The sequence below is a fragment of the Burkholderia sp. AW33-5 genome (assembly GCF_053427615.1).
The window spans coordinates 178,463-193,783 of sequence record NZ_JBSAXA010000002.1 but is presented as its reverse complement, the minus strand read 5'-3'; the positions used below and the strand labels follow the sequence as shown (position 1 = coordinate 193,783).

Here is a 15,321-nt window from a genome sequence, read left to right as displayed (position 1 = left end):
CACGTCGAATCTCGCCATCGAAAGCTTGATCAACTGCCCATACGGTAGGCTGATCTAATGCTTGTTCAACAGAAACAGAACCGTCCGCCAACTGCTTGATGAGGGATGCCCTTGTAGGGGCGACGACTAGGCGGACTAATCTATCTTCGACGTCGAAGGTCGATTCGTAGACTAGATACGCGGGCTCCATGGCCGGCGCGGCTGGATGACTGATGAATAGAACCGGGCTGTCCGCCTCGTACAGTACGTGGTCAACGGGCAGCGTCCCGAATTTTTCGTTTGATTCGACCTTCCCACGGGCAGTCCACATTTGGGCCTCCACTATTTAAACAGTGCAGCTCGATTCGTGCCGTGAAAGGGCCACCAGGTTTGATGGCTCAAGCTTCCCGATTTCGCAATCAGGCCGTCCGTTTGGGCCAAGGTTGCCGTCGCCATATACAAGCCACCCCCGTTCGGCTGCAAGCTGCGAAAATGCCCTGCGTCGAGCGTGTTTGTGAACACGCTGATCCCGTGGCTTTTGCAGATGGCCGCTTGCGTCGGAGGCCGCTTCCATACCACTCGGCCAAGTTCCGCGTACGACAATAAGTCATTGGGTGTCGGCGGGTTCTGGGTGAAGCGGTACACAACATCGTTAGCGCACGCCCGAACGCCCGGAACCGACGTAGGGCACCCCGTTGGCAAGCCTGTAGGCAGCGTGGTCATTTATTGGCTCGTTCTCGCTTGTTGTTCTTCGAACCAGTATAGCAATTCAATTTTTGCCGAAAGGTGTGGCCAACCCTATGTATAGGTACAGGTATAGGTTTATGCGCGAGCTACAATAGAAAAAGCCCCGCAAGTCCGAGAACTTGCGGGGCTTTGTCACCGCTTTTGGCGGAGACGGAGGGATTCGAACCCTCGATCCAGGTTTTGGCCCAGATGCTCCCTTAGCAGGGGAGTGCCTTCGACCTCTCGGCCACGTCTCCCAAACTTTCGCTCGCACCAGGGAGGCAGTGCGACGAGAACAAGATCATATAGGGTTTGGAGCCGTTGGTCAATTTCTATGATGCATTTTCTTTAATGCATCACGAAAAATTCACGCGGCCTGATCGAGCTCGAATGCCTTGTGCAGTGCGCGGACAGCCAGCTCCATGTATTTCTCGTCGATCAGCACCGAAATCTTGATTTCGGACGTCGAGATCATCTGGATGTTAATGCCCTCTTCCGACAGCGTGCGGAACATCTTGCTCGCGACGCCCACGTGCGAACGCATGCCGACGCCGACGACCGACACCTTCGACACCTTCGGGTCGCCCTGCACGCGCTCGGCGCTCACATGGCCCTGCACCTGGTTGGTGAGGATGTCCATTGCCTTCTGGTAGTCGCCGCGGCCGACCGTGAACGTGAAGTCCGTCTTCCCTTCGACGCTCTGGTTCTGGATGATCATGTCGACGTCGACGTTCGCGTCGGCGACCGGGCCAAGAATCTGATACGCGATGCCCGGCTTGTCGGGCACGCCCATCACCGCAATGCGGGCTTCGTCGCGCTGGAACGCGATGCCGGAAATGACTGCCTTTTCCATGGTCTCGTCTTCTTCAAAAGTAATCAGGGTGCCCGAGCGCATTTCTTCGTCGAGCGCAATCAGCGGATCGGTCAGGCTCGACAGCACGCGCGTCTTCACCTGGTATTTGCCGGCGAATTCGACCGAGCGGATCTGCAGGACCTTCGAGCCGAGGCTGGCCATTTCCAGCATTTCCTCGAACGTCACGCGATCGAGGCGTCGCGCCTCTTCGACCACGCGTGGGTCGGTCGTGTAGACGCCGTCGACGTCGGTGTAGATCAGGCACTCTTCGGCATCCAGCGCGGCCGCGACCGCCACCGCCGACGTGTCCGAGCCGCCACGGCCCAGCGTCGTGATGTGGCCATCCGGATCGACGCCCTGGAAGCCCGTGATGATCACGACCTTGCCGGCGTTCAGATCGGCCTTCACGCGCTCGTCGTCGATCGAGTGGATACGCGCCTTCGTGAACGCGCTGTCGGTCTTGATCGGCACTTGCCAGCCGGCATAGCTCACGGCTTCGACGCCGATTTCCTGCAGCGCGATCGACAGCAGGCCGACGCTGACCTGCTCGCCGGTCGACGCGATCATGTCGAGCTCACGCGGGCTCGGCTGGCTCGAAATCTCTTTCGCGAGACCGAGCAGGCGGTTGGTTTCGCCGGACATCGCGGACGGCACGACCACCATCTGGTGCCCGGCCTGATGCCATTTTGCGACGCGTTTCGCGACGTTCTTGATGCGCTCGACCGAGCCCATCGAAGTGCCGCCGTATTTGTGTACGATGAGTGCCATTGTCGTTCTGAACTGAAGGAGAAGCCGCACGGGCGCGCAGGGCAGGCCGAGTTGCCGTTCGGTCACGCGGCTTGTGGCTGTGGACGGACGACGAGGGGGACGGCTGGGACGCAACACGCAAGCGTGACGGATTTTGCCCGGAAGGCCGATCAGGCCGCGCAAACCGGGTACGTCACGCGGAAAACCTGCACAAATCGCTCAAAAATCGAGCCGAGCAAACGACCGAGCGTACCCGATAGAGGCCCGCTTGACAAGCCGCCCGCCGGTTTGGCAAGCGTTCCGGCGCTGTTTACCAAATGGTGAAAACCGGCGCGCGATCGCGCGGCCGGAAGCGTGCCGCCGCTATGCGATCAGCAGGTCGGGACGCCACTCGATCCGGCGCCACCCGCCGTCGCCGGACAGCCCGTCGCCATGATTCACGCCGAGCCGCGGCACGTAGACGAGCCGGTCGCCCGCGAACAGCAGCGGCACGTCGCGCTGCCAGGCCGGCACGCCGCGCTCCTGGAACAGATTCTTCAGCGTGCGACCCGGGCCGCCAGGTGACGTACGCAGCCGCTCGCCGCCCGCGCGGGCGCGCGCGGCAAGCGCGGCGCTTCGCAGCAGCGCCTCCGGCACCGAACCGTCGCTGCCGGCTTCGGCCGGCGCGAACACGAACGTGCCGCGCCATGCCGGTACGTGCCAGACTTCCTGGCCGTCCCACGCAAGCGAGGATTCGGGATGCGGCGTTCCGGTGCCGTCGTCGGCCGGCTCGGCGCTGTCGCCCGCCTCCCAGTACACGGTGTCGCGATAGAGCCGCAGACACTGCCCGGCGTGATCGACCCGCAGCGCATGCGCGTCGTGCGCGGCGCGCAGTTGCCGCATCATGTTCGCGAGCCGCCCTGCCGATGCGCCGGGCAAGCCGAGCCGGCGCATCCAGAAACGCAGCAGGTTCGCGCCGCGCGTGTCGTCGAAGGCGACCAGCGCATCGCGCGACAGCGCGCGGCCGTCGTCACGCGCGGCGCCGGCGAAATCCAGTTCGGCGAGATCGTCGAGCAGCCGCTGCGCGGCGGCCGCATGCTGGGCCGCGCGGCCCAGCGCATCGCGAAAGCCCGGGAAATGCACGGCAAGCGACGGCAGCACGTCAAGGCGCAGCGCATTGCGCGCATAGCGCGTGTCGGCGTTCGATTCGTCGTCGATCCACGTCAGCCCGCGCTGCGCGGCGTAGCGCTCCAGTTGCGCGCGCAACAATCGCAGCAGCGGTCGCAAGCGCTCGACGCTCGCACCGTCAGGGCGATATCGCGGCGCCATCGCGGCCAGGCCGGCGATCCCCGCACCGCGCAGCAACTGCAGCAGCACGGTCTCCGCCTGGTCGTCGGCATGCTGCGCGACCCAGAGCGCGGCCACGCCATGACGTTCGCACATCACGTCGAGCGCCGCATAGCGGCGCTCGCGCGCGCTCGCCTCGATGCCGAGGCCGCTGTCGCGCGGCACGTCGACACGCTCAGATTCGAACACGACGCCGAGTCGCTCGGCCTCCTCCTGCGCATGCGCGACCCATGCGTCGGCGTTCGCGCTCAGGCCGTGATGCACGTGCAGCGCGACGCAGCGCGATGCGCCCGCCACGCGCACGGCCGCGTCGAGCAGCACGGTCGAGTCGAGGCCGCCGCTGTACGCGATCGCGATGCGCGCATCGGCCGGCAGATCGGCAAGCGCAACGCCGACCGCGTCGAGAACGACGCGGTCGGCGGAGAATTCGGTCGAGGGGATCACGAGACAGACGCGCGCCGGACGGCGCGCGATGCGAACACGCCGGTCATGCGCCGGGCGTGGTTTCCTTGAACTTGCCGTAGGCCATCAGGCGCTCGAAGCGGCGCTCGCGCAGCGCATCGATGCTCATGCCCTGGAACTGACGCAGCGAATCGGCGAGCGCACGGCGCAGCAGCGCGGCCATGCCCTTCGGATCGCGGTGCGCGCCGCCGAGCGGCTCGTTGATGATCTTGTCGATCAGGCCGAGCGCCTTCAGGCGATGCGCGGTCAGGCCCAGCGCTTCCGCTGCCTCGGGCGCCTTCGCCGCGCTCTTCCACAGGATCGACGCGCAGCCTTCCGGCGAGATGACCGAATAGGTCGAGAACTGCAGCATCATCACGGTGTCGGCCACGGCGATCGCGAGCGCGCCACCCGAACCGCCCTCGCCGATCACGGTCGTGATGATCGGCGTCTTCAGTTCGGCCATGACGTACAGGTTGCGGCCGATCGCCTCCGACTGGCCACGCTCTTCCGCGCCGATGCCCGGGTACGCGCCCGGCGTGTCGACGAACGTGAAGATGGGCAGCCCGAACTTCTCGGCGAGACGCATCAGGCGTTCGGCCTTGCGATAGCCTTCCGGACGCGGCATCCCGAAGTTACGCGCCGCGCGTTCCTTCGTGTCGCGCCCCTTCTGATGGCCGATCACCATGCACGGATGCCCGCCGAAGCGCGCGAGACCGCCGACGATCGAAAGATCGTCCGCGAATGCGCGGTCGCCATGCAGTTCGTGAAAATCGGTAAACAGTTCCGCAACGTAATCGAGCGTGTACGGACGCTGCGGATGCCGCGCGATCTGCGAGACCTGCCACGGCGACAGATTCGCGTAGAGGTCCTTCGTCAGTTGCTGGCTCTTCTTCGACAGACGCTCGATTTCTTCCGAAATATCGACAGCCGAGTCGTCCTGCACGAATCGCAGCTCTTCGATCTTGGCCTCGAGTTCGGCGATCGGCTGTTCGAAATCCAGAAACGTGGTCTTCATGTGTTCGAATCCTTGGGTCTTGCGGCAGCGCGTATTCTACCCGCGCGGGGCGATGTGCAAGACCGGTTCTCAACTATTGATGTTTAAAACCCGATAGCCGTCAATCGGCGTCGGCGTCCGGCGTGTCGAGGCTGCGCCACATGTACCAGGTCGCGACGGTACGCCACGGCTCCCAGTTGGCGGCGACTTCGCGCGCCTCGCTGCGCGTGACGGGCTCCCCGCTGAAGTAATTGACGCTGATCGCGCGGATCAGGCCTGGATCGTCGAGCGGCAGCACGTCCGGCCGCGACAGGTTGAAGATCAGGAACATCTCGGCCGTCCAGCGGCTGATGCCGCGGATCTGCGTGAGTTCGGCGATCACGTCCTCGTCGTCCATCGACGTCCATTTGTCGACGTGCAGCGCGCCGGACACGAAGTGTTGCGCGAGGTCGAGAATATATTCCGTCTTGCGCTTCGACAGTCCGCACGCGATCAGCTTGTCCGCCCCGAGCCGGATGACCGGCTGCGGTGCGAGTTTCGGACACGCATCCTCGATGCGCGCCCACAGCGCCTGCGCGGACGGCACCGAAATCTGCTGGCCGACGACCGAACGCGCGAGCGTGACGAACGGGTCGCCGCGCTTCACGAGATGCGCGGGGCCGAACTTCGGGATCAGTTTCTTCAGGATGCGGTCGCGCTTGACGAGATCGGCGCACGCCTTGTCCCAGTATGCGGGGCGCACGACACCATCGGCGCCGTCGACTGCCGCATCGGCAGCACGCACCTTGCGGGCCGCGTCGGCGGCCGCCATCGCGACCTCCGGCTGTGCCGCGTCCGCGCCCTTCCCGCGTGCGGGCTTCGCATGACCGTTGAGCGCGCCGTTCGGCACGGCGCGCGTCGCGTCCGCCTTCGCCGCTGGCGCGCGCTTGGCCGCCGGACGCGCGGCGAGCGGAGTCGCGCGCCTGACCGGCGCTTTTCTGGCCGTTGCCATCTTGCCTCCTACCTGACGGATCGGTCAGTGGAACGCACCGCGCTCATACGCGACGCCATTCGGTCGATCCGCCCGGTTTGTCTTCAAGTGCGATGCCGGCGTCGAGCAGTTCCGCCCGAATCCGGTCCGCTTCGGCATAGTCCTTCGCTTGCTTCGCCGCGACACGCGCGGCGATCTTCGCTTCGATTTCGTCGGCTGCGAGCCCGCCTGCCTGCGCGGCACCCGTGCCCTGCTGCAGGAACGCGCGCGGTTCGCGGCCGAGCAGGCCCAGCAGGCCCGCCAGCTGTTTCAGTTGCCGCGCGAGCGATGCATCGCGCGTGCGGTTGACTTCGCCCGCCAGCTCGAACAGCGTCGCCACCGCGACCGGCGTGTTGATGTCGTCGTTCATCGCGGCCGCGAAACGCTGCGCATGCGGCTCGTTCCAGTCGAGCGCGAGCGCGTCGGGCTCGACATCCTTCAGCGCCGTATACAGGCGCGTGAGCGACGCGCGCGCATCGTCGAGATGCACGTCGCTGTAGTTGAGCGGCGACCGGTAGTGCGTGCGCACGATGAAGAAGCGCATGACCTCGGCGTCGTAGCGCTCGAGCACTTCGCGGATCGTGAAGAAGTTGCCGAGCGATTTCGACATCTTCTCGTTGTCGACCTGCACGAAGCCGTTGTGCATCCAGTAATTGACGAACGTCTGGCCGGTCGCGCCTTCGCTCTGCGCGATCTCGTTCTCGTGGTGCGGGAATTGCAGGTCCTGGCCGCCGCCGTGGATGTCGAAATGCTCGCCGAGCAGCGTGCAGCCCATCGCGGAGCACTCGATGTGCCAGCCCGGCCGGCCCATCCCGTACTTCGATGCCCACGACGCGCCTTCCGGGTCGTCCGACTTCGCGCGCTTCCACAGCACGAAATCGAGCGGATCTTCCTTCGCATCGTTCGCGGCGACGCGCTCGCCCGCGCGCAGATCGTCGAGCGACTTGCCCGACAGCTTCCCGTAGTTGGCGAACTTGCGCACCGAATAATTGACGTCGCCGTCGGTCGCCTGGTATGCGTAGCCGTTCGTCTCGAGCTGCTCGATCATCCCGAGCATCTGCGGAATGAACTGCGTCGCGCGCGGCTCGATGTCCGGCCGCTGGATGCCGAGCGCCGCTTCATCCTCGTGCATCGCGCCGATGAACCGGTCGGTCAACGACTTGATCGTCTCGCCGTTCTCGACCGCGCGGCGGATGATCTTGTCGTCGATGTCGGTGATGTTGCGCACGTACGTGACCCGATAGCCGATCGCACGCAGCCAGCGCTGGACGAGGTCGAACACGACCAGCATGCGCGCGTGGCCCACGTGACAATAGTCGTAGACGGTGATCCCGCATACGTACATCCGCACTTCGCCTGACTGGCGCGGCACGAAAACTTGCTTGTCACGCGCGAGCGTGTTGTAGATGCGCAGTGATTCCATAGAGATGAACCGTGAGCCGAAGGAAACCGCCCTGGCGAAGCTCGCCCAGCATGCGAAACGGACGGACCACCTGCCGCGGCACGACGCCGCGCGTCCTCGGTATCACATGGGGCGGTCAGGCTGCAAGCACAGCGGTGACGGCCACGAGAGGCAAAGAAAGACTGTCTGCGGCTCGCCGGAACGCGCAGACGTTTTGTTAGAATGGGTCGGAGTATAACATTCCGATTTACGCCTATGAAACCTCATCGCGGCCGCGCGCCGAGCGCTGCGACCCTCGTTGCGACCGCCGTCATGGGCGTCGCACTGACGCTTTTCGCGGCCCCCGCGGCATACGCGCAAAAGGCCCCGGCCATCGCCGACGGCACGCCCGAAATCGACGGGTCGATCGCCGGCAAGCAGTGGAAGCAGGCGCTCGCGCAACTCGACGCGCGCATCGCGTCGAATCCGCACGACGTGCAGGCGCAGTTCAAGCGCGGCACCGTGCTCGCCCGCCTGAATCGCGACGACGACGCGATCCAGCAGTTCGTCGCGATCACGCAGGCCTACCCCGAACTGCCCGAACCGTACAACAACCTCGCGGCGCTCTACGCGAAGCACGGCCGCTACGACGAGGCGCGCAGCGCGCTCGTCACCGCGACGCAATCGAACCCGAGCTACTCGCTCGCGTACGAGAACCTCGGCGACCTTTATCTGCGCCTCGCGGCCGAATCGTACAAGCGCGCGCAATCGCTCGGCCGCACGAGCGGCGCGACCACCCAGCGCCTCGCCGACCTGCAGAAGATCGTGTCGCCGCCGAAGGCTGCGGCGAACGCACGCGCCGTCACGCCTGCGACGCGCGCGTACACCGATCGCGCCGCCGCGAACGTGAGCACCACCACGCTGCCGATGTCGCCGACGTTCCAGTTCAACGGTCCGTCCGGCGCGCTGACAGCGCCGTACGTCGCGCCGTCGCAGTAAGCGGCGCAACCTTTCTTCCCTCCCAATCTGAGGATCGCAATGAAACGTCTGTTGCTGGCGCTTGGCGGCGCCGCCCTTCTCGCGACCGCGCCCGCGTTCGCGCAATCGGCCACCGCGCACCCCGTCGTGCAGCTGAAGACCTCGCAGGGCGACATCCGCGTCGAGCTCTATCCGGAGAAGGCGCCGAAGACGGTCGCCAACTTCCTCGATTACGTGAAGGCCGGCCAGTACAACGGCACGATCTTCCATCGCGTGATCAAGGGCTTCATGATCCAGGGCGGCGGCTACAAGACCAACTTCGAGGAGAAGCCGACCCGCGCGCCGATCCCGCTGGAAAGCCGCAATGGTCTGAAGAACCTGACGGGCACGATCGCGATGGCGCGTACCAGCGATCCGAATTCGGCCACCGCGCAGTTCTTCATCAACACGGTCGACAACAGCGGCCTCGACTACCCGAACCCGGACGGCAACGGCTATGCGGTGTTCGGCAAGGTCGTGTCGGGCCTCGACGTCGTGAAGAAGATCGAAGGCGTGGCGACGACCTCGCGCGGCCCGATGCAGGACGTGCCGGCCCAGCCGGTCCTGATCGAATCGGCCAGCATCGTCTCGAAATAAGCACCTGCCGGCACGTCCGGCGCCACACGCGGCCGCGTCGCACGACCGGCCGCGTGCCATTTAAACCGCCTTACCGAAGGAATTCATCATGGTTGAACTGCACACGAACCACGGCGTGATCAAGCTCGAGCTGGACGCCGCCAAGGCACCGAAGACGGTCGAGAACTTCCTCAACTACGTGAAGAAGGGTCACTATGACGGCACGGTGTTCCACCGCGTGATCAACGGCTTCATGATTCAAGGCGGCGGCTTCGAGCCGGGCCTGAAGCAGAAGCCGACCGACGCGCCGATCGACAACGAAGCGAACAACGGCCTGAAGAACGACAACTACACGATCGCGATGGCGCGCACGAACGATCCGCACTCGGCGACCGCCCAGTTCTTCATCAACGTGAACGACAACGACTTCCTGAACCACTCGTCGCCGACGCCGCAGGGCTGGGGTTACGCCGTGTTCGGCAAGGTCGTCGAAGGCCAGGACGTGGTCGACAAGATCAAGGGCGTCAAGACGGGCAACGCGGGCTTCCACCAGGACGTCCCGACCGACGACGTCGTGATCGAAAAGGCCGTGGTGGTCTGACGCATAGTCCGTTACGGAGGCACTTCGATGTTGCAGGAGAGTCCGCCGCGAAGCGTCTCCGCGGGCGTGCCGGGCGAGCGCGAATACGCGCAAGCCGCACGCCCGTTCCTGTTTCTCTCCGATCTGCACCTGAGCGAGGCGATTCCGAAGACGGTCGCCGCGTTCGAGCATTTCGTGAAATACACGGCCGACAGCGCCGACTCGGTGTTCATCCTCGGCGACCTGTTCGAATACTGGATCGGCGACGACGTGCTCGACCACGATCCGTTCGCGGCGCGCATGGCCGCGCTGATGCATACGTTCTCGGAACGCGGGATCGCGCTCTACGTGATGCACGGCAATCGCGATTTCCTGCTCGGCCGGCGCTTCATGAAGGCGGCCGGCGCGATGCTGCTGCCCGATCCGGCGCTGATCACGTCGTTCGGCCAGCGTATCGTGCTCGCCCACGGCGACGCGCAATGCACGGCCGATCGCGGCTACCAGATATTTCGGCGGTTTGCCCGCAATGGCGTCGCGCAGGCGCTGTTTCTCGCGTGGCCGTTCCGCTGGCGCCGCGCGCTCGCGCAACGGATGCGCTCGAACAGCGAAGCGGGCCGGATGCGCCCCGCCTCGCCGCTCTACGACGTCACGCGCGAAGGCATCGCCGCGCTGTTCCGGAAGAGCCGCGCGAGCGTGATCATTCACGGCCACACGCATCGCCCCGCAAGCCACGCCGAACCGGGCGGGATTCGCTGGGTATTGCCCGACTGGGATCTCGACCACGGCATGCCGCGCGGCGGCTATCTGCGCGTCGACGCCGAAGGCATCCACGCGATGCCGCTCGACTGACGCGATCGGCGCTGCCGGCGGCCGCCGGCATGCGCCGCGTTACGGCTGGCGCTCGAGCGCCTTGCCTTCCAGCACCGCCGACAGCCTGCGCAGGTCGAGACGCGCCGCGTCCGCGCCCTGCAGCGTTTCCAGATGCGTGCCGAGTTGCTCGAGCGCCGCGACGATCTCGTCCACGCGCCGACTTTCCTTCGCCGCGTGGTCGATCAGGCCGTGAATCGCGAGCGACATCGGGTCGTCCGCGTTCGGCGTGATCCCGTACGCGCAGAACGCGGCGCGCTCAGGCTGCGGCTTCGATTGCGCCGGCATCACGATGCGCGCCGGATTGCCGACCGCGGTGCCGCCTGCCGGCACCGGCTTCACGACGACCGCGTTGGAACCGATCTTCGCACCCGCGCCGACCGTGAAACCGCCGAGCACCTTCGCGCCCGCGCCGACGATCACGCCGGCCTCGAGCGTCGGATGGCGCTTCGCACCGCGCGTGAGCGACGTGCCGCCGAGCGTCACGCCCTGATAGATCGTGCAGTCGTCGCCGACGATCGCGGTTTCGCCGATCACGACACCCATCCCGTGATCGATGAACACGCGCCGGCCGATCGTCGCGCCCGGGTGAATCTCGATACCCGTCAGGAAGCGCCCGGCCTGCGACGCGAAGCGTGCGAGCCAGTAGCGCTTCGCGCGCCAGCACGCATGCGCGAAGCGATGCAGCACGAGCGCGTGCAGCCCCGGATAACAGGTCAGCACTTCCCAGGCACTGCGAGCGGCGGGATCCCGCTCGCGAATCGTCGCAACGTCTTCGCGCAGTCTAGTGAACATGATCTGGTCTGGGCTGGGGAAAAGGCCGGCGCGCCCCGCCGGCAAAGGCCGGCCGTTATCGCACCGGGTAATTTGCTTATGACGTCCGGCGATTGTAGGGCCACTCGCGCGCGGCCGCACGGCGTCGCGCGTTCACCCCGCCGGCGGCACGGGTATTCGTGCGGACCGCCCGTCGCGGCGGATCGACGCGGCCTTCCGTTGGATCGGCGCGCACCAGATCACCGACATCGAGCGGTCGATGCAATGCGGCGTTCGCGGGCGGGGACGCAGCCGTGCAGCGCGCAAGCGCCCGGCAGCCGGCGTGCCGGGCCGCTTACGCGTCGCCGTCGGGCGTGCCGGATTTCAGCAGGATGTGCTTCGCGATGCCGCGCAAGATGTTGACTTCCTCGCGCTCGAGACCGGTGCGTGCGAACAGGCGCCGCAGCCGCGGCATCAGCTTCTTCGGGTTGCGCGGATCGAGAAAATCGAGCGCGATCAGCGCGTTCTCGAGGTGCGCGTACATCCGCTCGATCTCGTCGCTCTGCGCGAGCGTGCCGGCTTCGGCCTGCGCTTGATGCGACGGCCCGCTCCCCTGCTCCAGGAGCGCGACGCGCAGTTCATACGCGAGCACCTGCACGGCCTGCGCGAGGTTCAGCGAACTGTAAGCCGGATTCGCCGGGATGTGCGCGAGCGCGCTGCACTGCTCGACGTGCTCGTTCGCGAGGCCCGTGCGCTCGTTGCCGAACACGAGCGCGATGTCGCCGGTGCCGACCTGCGCGCGCGCCTGTTCGGCGGCCGCGCGCGGCGCAAGGCGCGGCGGCCCGTATTCGCGCGCGCGGGCAGTCAGCGCGATCGACCACTGGACGCCGGACAGCGCGTCGCCGAGCGTGGGCACGACATGCGCGGACGCGAGGACGTCATCCGCGCCGCTCGCCATCGCGATCGCCTCGGGGTCGCTCTGCACGTGCGGCACGCGCGGCGCGACCAGTACGAGCCTGGAGAAACCCATCGTCTTCAAAGCGCGGGCGGCCGCCCCGACATTGCCGGGATGGCTCGGCTCGACGAGCACGAAGCGGGTGGACGTGAAGCCGCCGGACGGCGGCGGGGACGAGGCCACGCCCGATTCGGACGGCGCGGCGGGGTTCTGCGGGGTTTCCACTACATACGACTCGGTTCATCAGAATGGCAGTATGGTATCGCCATCGCCCCGGCAAACCCACTCGTCCGGACGGCCAGTGGGGTTTCCCCGCATTCCGGCCACCTGAAACTCTCAAAAATCGGGTAAAATCATGCGTTTACGTGTCGCATCCCGTGCGACGCGGGTCGTACCCTGCTCTTTGTCAATTCGCGTCTCATCTCGCCCGGCACGTTTGCGCCGTTCCGGGCGGTGTGTTCCACTTCGTGGCGGCCCATGCCGCCGGCTACAGGATCCAGGCTCATGCATCCCATGCTCAACATCGCTGTCAAGGCTGCGCGCCGCGCCGGACAGATCATCAACCGTGCCTCGCTCGACCTCGACCTGATTGAGATCCGCAGGAAACAGCAGAACGACTTCGTCACCGAAGTGGACAAGGCCGCCGAAGAGGCGATCATCGAGACGCTGAAGACCGCCTACCCCGACCACGCGATCCTCGCGGAAGAATCGGGCGAATCCGAGAACGAATCCGAATTCAAGTGGATCATCGATCCGCTCGACGGCACGACCAACTTCATCCACGGCTTCCCGTACTACTGCGTGTCGATCGCGCTCGAGCACAAGGGTGTCGTCACGCAGGCCGTCGTCTACGATCCGAACAAGAACGACCTGTTCACGGCCACCCGCGGCCGCGGCGCGTACCTGAACGACCGCCGCATCCGCGTCGGCCGTCGCGACCGCCTGGCGGACGCGCTGGTCGGCACCGGCTTTCCGTTCCGCGAGAAGGACGGCCTCGACGCATATGCGCGCCTGTTCACCGAAATGACGCAGGCCTGCACGGGGCTGCGCCGTCCGGGCGCGGCCGCGCTCGATCTCGCGAACGTCGCGGCCGGCCGTCTCGACGCATTCTTCGAGCAGGGCATCAACGTGTGGGACATGGCGGCGGGCAGCCTGCTGATCACCGAAGCCGGCGGCCTCGTCGGCAACTACACGGGCGACGCCGACTTCCTGCATCGTCATGAGATCGTCGCGGCGAACCCGAAGATCTACGCGCAGATGATCCCGATCCTGAACCGCTACAGCCGCGTGCATCCGGCAGCGGAGTAAATCCGGGCCGCGCCCGCGCGGCGCGGCTGACGCAGCACCCCTGCCGCCAGCGCGCCGCCCCGCCCGTCTCAACACCGCCACGACTTCGTGGCGACCGTATCCGAATACTCATGTTACGGCTAAGCGAACTTAAACTCCCGCTCGACCACCCCGAGAGCGCCCTCGAAGCCGCGATCCGCGCGCGCCTCGCGGAGCTTGGCGTGCCGGCAGACGGGCTCCTCCGTTACACGGTGTTCCGCCGTGCGCACGATGCGCGCAAGCGCGCCGACATCAAGCTCACATATATCGTCGACGTCGAAGTCAAGGACGAAGCGGCCGTGCTTCCGCGACTCGCCGGCACGCCGCATTGCGGCGTGACGCCCGACATGGCGTACCACTTCGTCACGAAGGCGCCCGAGCACGCCGACTTCCTGCGCCCGGTCGTCATCGGCATGGGGCCGTGCGGCCTGTTTGCCGGCCTGATCCTCGCGCAGATGGGTTTCCGCCCCATCATCCTCGAGCGCGGCAAGGCCGTGCGCGAGCGCACCAAGGACACCTTCGGCCTGTGGCGCAAGAGCGTCCTCAATCCCGAGTCCAACGTGCAGTTCGGCGAAGGCGGCGCCGGGACGTTTTCCGACGGCAAGCTTTACAGCCAGATCAAGGATCCCCATCACTACGGCCGCAAGGTGCTCGACGAATTCGTCAAGGCCGGTGCACCGGAAGACATCCTGTACCTGAGCCGGCCGCACATCGGCACGTTCCGCCTCGTGAGCATGGTGGAAAAGATGCGCGCGACCATCCACGAACTGGGCGGTGAAGTGCGCTTCGAAACCCGGGTCGAGGACATCGAAATCGACCAGGGCAAGGTGCGCTCGCTGACGCTGTCGAACGGCGAAACGCTCCGGTGCGATCACGTGGTGCTGGCCGTGGGCCACAGCGCGCGCGACACGTTCCAGATGCTGCACGATCGCGGCGTGTATGTCGAAGCGAAGCCGTTCTCGCTGGGTTTCCGGATCGAACATCCGCAGGGGCTGATCGATCGCAGCCGCTTCGGCAAGTTCGCCGGTCACAAGCAACTCGGCGCGGCCGACTACAAGGTGGTTCACCACTGCAGCAACGGCCGCGCGGTCTACAGCTTCTGCATGTGCCCCGGCGGCACGGTGGTCGCGGCGACCTCCGAGCCGGGCCGCGTCGTCACCAACGGCATGAGCCAGTATTCCCGCGCCGAGCGCAACGCGAATGCGGGCATCGTCGTCGGCATCACGCCGGAAGACTATCCGGGCGGCCCGCTGGCGGGCATCGCGTTCCAGCGCAAATGGGAAGAACGCGCGTTCGAGCTCGGCGGCGGCGATTACAGCGCGCCCGGGCAGCTGGTCGGCGATTTCATCGCGGGCCGGCCGTCGACGTCGCTCGGCTCCGTGGTGCCGTCGTACAAACCGGGCGTGCGCCCGACCGATCTCGGCACCGCGCTGCCCGACTACGTGATCGAAGCCATTCGTGAAGCGCTGCCGCAGATCGACAAGAAGATCGCCGGCTTCGCGATGCACGACGCGGTGCTCACCGGCGTGGAGACGCGCACGTCGTCCCCGATCCGGATCCGGCGCAAGGACGATTACCAGAGCGTGAACGTCGAAGGGCTGTATCCGGCCGGCGAAGGCGCCGGGTATGCGGGCGGCATCTATTCGGCAGCGATCGACGGTATCGAAGTCGCGCAGGCGGTGGCGCTCGATCTGATGTCGGCGCACACGTCCTGATATTGCAGGACGGACTCGGCGCACGTACGTCCGTGCGCCGAGTGAAGCCGGCATTTTCAATGCCCGCCCGGGG

At 66.0% G+C, this 15,321-nt stretch carries 13 protein-coding genes and 1 tRNA gene; 6 read left to right on the top strand and 8 right to left on the bottom strand.

From position 1 onward, the window contains the following. Positions 1-868: 868 nt before the first annotated feature. The 6 genes from ACV22V_RS04355 to cysS all read right to left on the bottom strand — a co-directional run bounded on the left by ACV22V_RS04355 (position 869) and on the right by cysS (position 7,501). Positions 869-962: transfer RNA gene (locus ACV22V_RS04355), tRNA-Ser, on the bottom strand. 110 nt (positions 963-1,072) lie between these two features. Then, complete coding sequence (locus tag ACV22V_RS04350) at positions 1,073-2,326, bottom strand: aspartate kinase (protein ID WP_040144529.1); 1,254 nt, start codon at positions 2,324-2,326, stop codon at positions 1,073-1,075. Positions 2,327-2,668: 342 nt separating this feature from the next. After that, the gene (gene tilS / locus ACV22V_RS04345; RefSeq protein WP_448013119.1) at positions 2,669-4,075 is read right to left on the bottom strand and encodes a tRNA lysidine(34) synthetase TilS; all 1,407 of its coding nucleotides are present in this window, start codon (positions 4,073-4,075) and stop codon (positions 2,669-2,671) included. Positions 4,076-4,118: 43 nt separating this feature from the next. Continuing rightward, positions 4,119-5,090, bottom strand: a complete 972-nt coding sequence (locus tag ACV22V_RS04340) for an acetyl-CoA carboxylase carboxyltransferase subunit alpha (protein WP_006478433.1) — start codon at positions 5,088-5,090, stop codon at positions 4,119-4,121. Between the two features lie 100 nt (positions 5,091-5,190). Further along, complete coding sequence (locus tag ACV22V_RS04335) at positions 5,191-6,060, bottom strand: DNA-3-methyladenine glycosylase family protein (RefSeq protein ID WP_059702212.1); 870 nt, start codon at positions 6,058-6,060, stop codon at positions 5,191-5,193. A gap of 43 nt (positions 6,061-6,103) precedes the next feature. Then, complete coding sequence (gene cysS, locus ACV22V_RS04330; protein ID WP_448013118.1) at positions 6,104-7,501, bottom strand: cysteine--tRNA ligase; 1,398 nt, start codon at positions 7,499-7,501, stop codon at positions 6,104-6,106. A 234-nt stretch (positions 7,502-7,735) separates the two neighbouring features. Between cysS and ACV22V_RS04325 the strand changes: the two genes are divergently transcribed. From ACV22V_RS04325 to ACV22V_RS04310, 4 genes are all read left to right on the top strand, one after another. Continuing rightward, the gene (locus ACV22V_RS04325; protein ID WP_448013117.1) at positions 7,736-8,458 is read left to right on the top strand and encodes a tetratricopeptide repeat protein; all 723 of its coding nucleotides are present in this window, start codon (positions 7,736-7,738) and stop codon (positions 8,456-8,458) included. A 39-nt stretch (positions 8,459-8,497) separates the two neighbouring features. Then, positions 8,498-9,073, top strand: a complete 576-nt coding sequence (locus ACV22V_RS04320) for a peptidylprolyl isomerase (protein ID WP_012364186.1) — start codon at positions 8,498-8,500, stop codon at positions 9,071-9,073. An 88-nt stretch (positions 9,074-9,161) separates the two neighbouring features. After that, positions 9,162-9,653 (top strand): peptidylprolyl isomerase, encoded by a 492-nt coding sequence (locus ACV22V_RS04315; protein WP_006483987.1) that lies wholly within the window; start codon positions 9,162-9,164, stop codon positions 9,651-9,653. A 27-nt stretch (positions 9,654-9,680) separates the two neighbouring features. Further along, positions 9,681-10,481 carry a UDP-2,3-diacylglucosamine diphosphatase gene (locus ACV22V_RS04310; protein ID WP_059535778.1) on the top strand — a complete coding sequence of 267 codons (801 nt, stop codon included), beginning with the start codon at positions 9,681-9,683 and terminating at the stop codon, positions 10,479-10,481. 39 nt (positions 10,482-10,520) lie between these two features. Here the strand turns inward: ACV22V_RS04310 and cysE are convergent, their stop codons facing one another. Both cysE and ACV22V_RS04300 read right to left on the bottom strand, forming a co-directional pair. Further along, on the bottom strand, positions 10,521-11,294 hold the full coding sequence (gene cysE / locus ACV22V_RS04305) for a serine O-acetyltransferase (RefSeq protein ID WP_059510868.1): 774 nt from the start codon (positions 11,292-11,294) through the stop codon (positions 10,521-10,523). A 313-nt stretch (positions 11,295-11,607) separates the two neighbouring features. Continuing rightward, positions 11,608-12,432: an RNA methyltransferase gene (locus tag ACV22V_RS04300; RefSeq protein WP_059702216.1), complete on the bottom strand. Its 825-nt coding sequence runs from the start codon at positions 12,430-12,432 to the stop codon at positions 11,608-11,610. A gap of 279 nt (positions 12,433-12,711) precedes the next feature. Between ACV22V_RS04300 and ACV22V_RS04295 the strand changes: the two genes are divergently transcribed. After that, positions 12,712-13,515: an inositol monophosphatase family protein gene (locus tag ACV22V_RS04295; protein WP_059535783.1), complete on the top strand. Its 804-nt coding sequence runs from the start codon at positions 12,712-12,714 to the stop codon at positions 13,513-13,515. Positions 13,516-13,625: 110 nt separating this feature from the next. Further along, the gene (locus tag ACV22V_RS04290) at positions 13,626-15,248 is read left to right on the top strand and encodes an NAD(P)/FAD-dependent oxidoreductase (RefSeq protein WP_448013116.1); all 1,623 of its coding nucleotides are present in this window, start codon (positions 13,626-13,628) and stop codon (positions 15,246-15,248) included. Positions 15,249-15,321 lie beyond the last annotated feature (73 nt).

Excerpts from the sequence above, each read along its gene's own strand:
- ACV22V_RS04350 (WP_040144529.1), bottom strand. The coding sequence starts at position 2,326 with ATGGCACTCATCGTACACAAATACGGCGGCACTTCGATGGGCTCGGTC.
- ACV22V_RS04340 (WP_006478433.1), bottom strand. The coding sequence starts at position 5,090 with ATGAAGACCACGTTTCTGGATTTCGAACAGCCGATCGCCGAACTCGAG.
- ACV22V_RS04335 (WP_059702212.1), bottom strand. The coding sequence starts at position 6,060 with ATGGCAACGGCCAGAAAAGCGCCGGTCAGGCGCGCGACTCCGCTCGCC.
- cysS (WP_448013118.1), bottom strand. The coding sequence starts at position 7,501 with ATGGAATCACTGCGCATCTACAACACGCTCGCGCGTGACAAGCAAGTT.
- ACV22V_RS04325 (WP_448013117.1), top strand. The coding sequence starts at position 7,736 with ATGAAACCTCATCGCGGCCGCGCGCCGAGCGCTGCGACCCTCGTTGCG.
- ACV22V_RS04320 (WP_012364186.1), top strand. The coding sequence starts at position 8,498 with ATGAAACGTCTGTTGCTGGCGCTTGGCGGCGCCGCCCTTCTCGCGACC.
- ACV22V_RS04315 (WP_006483987.1), top strand. The coding sequence starts at position 9,162 with ATGGTTGAACTGCACACGAACCACGGCGTGATCAAGCTCGAGCTGGAC.
- ACV22V_RS04310 (WP_059535778.1), top strand. The coding sequence starts at position 9,681 with ATGTTGCAGGAGAGTCCGCCGCGAAGCGTCTCCGCGGGCGTGCCGGGC.
- cysE (WP_059510868.1), bottom strand. The coding sequence starts at position 11,294 with ATGTTCACTAGACTGCGCGAAGACGTTGCGACGATTCGCGAGCGGGAT.
- ACV22V_RS04295 (WP_059535783.1), top strand. The coding sequence starts at position 12,712 with ATGCATCCCATGCTCAACATCGCTGTCAAGGCTGCGCGCCGCGCCGGA.
- ACV22V_RS04290 (WP_448013116.1), top strand. The coding sequence starts at position 13,626 with ATGTTACGGCTAAGCGAACTTAAACTCCCGCTCGACCACCCCGAGAGC.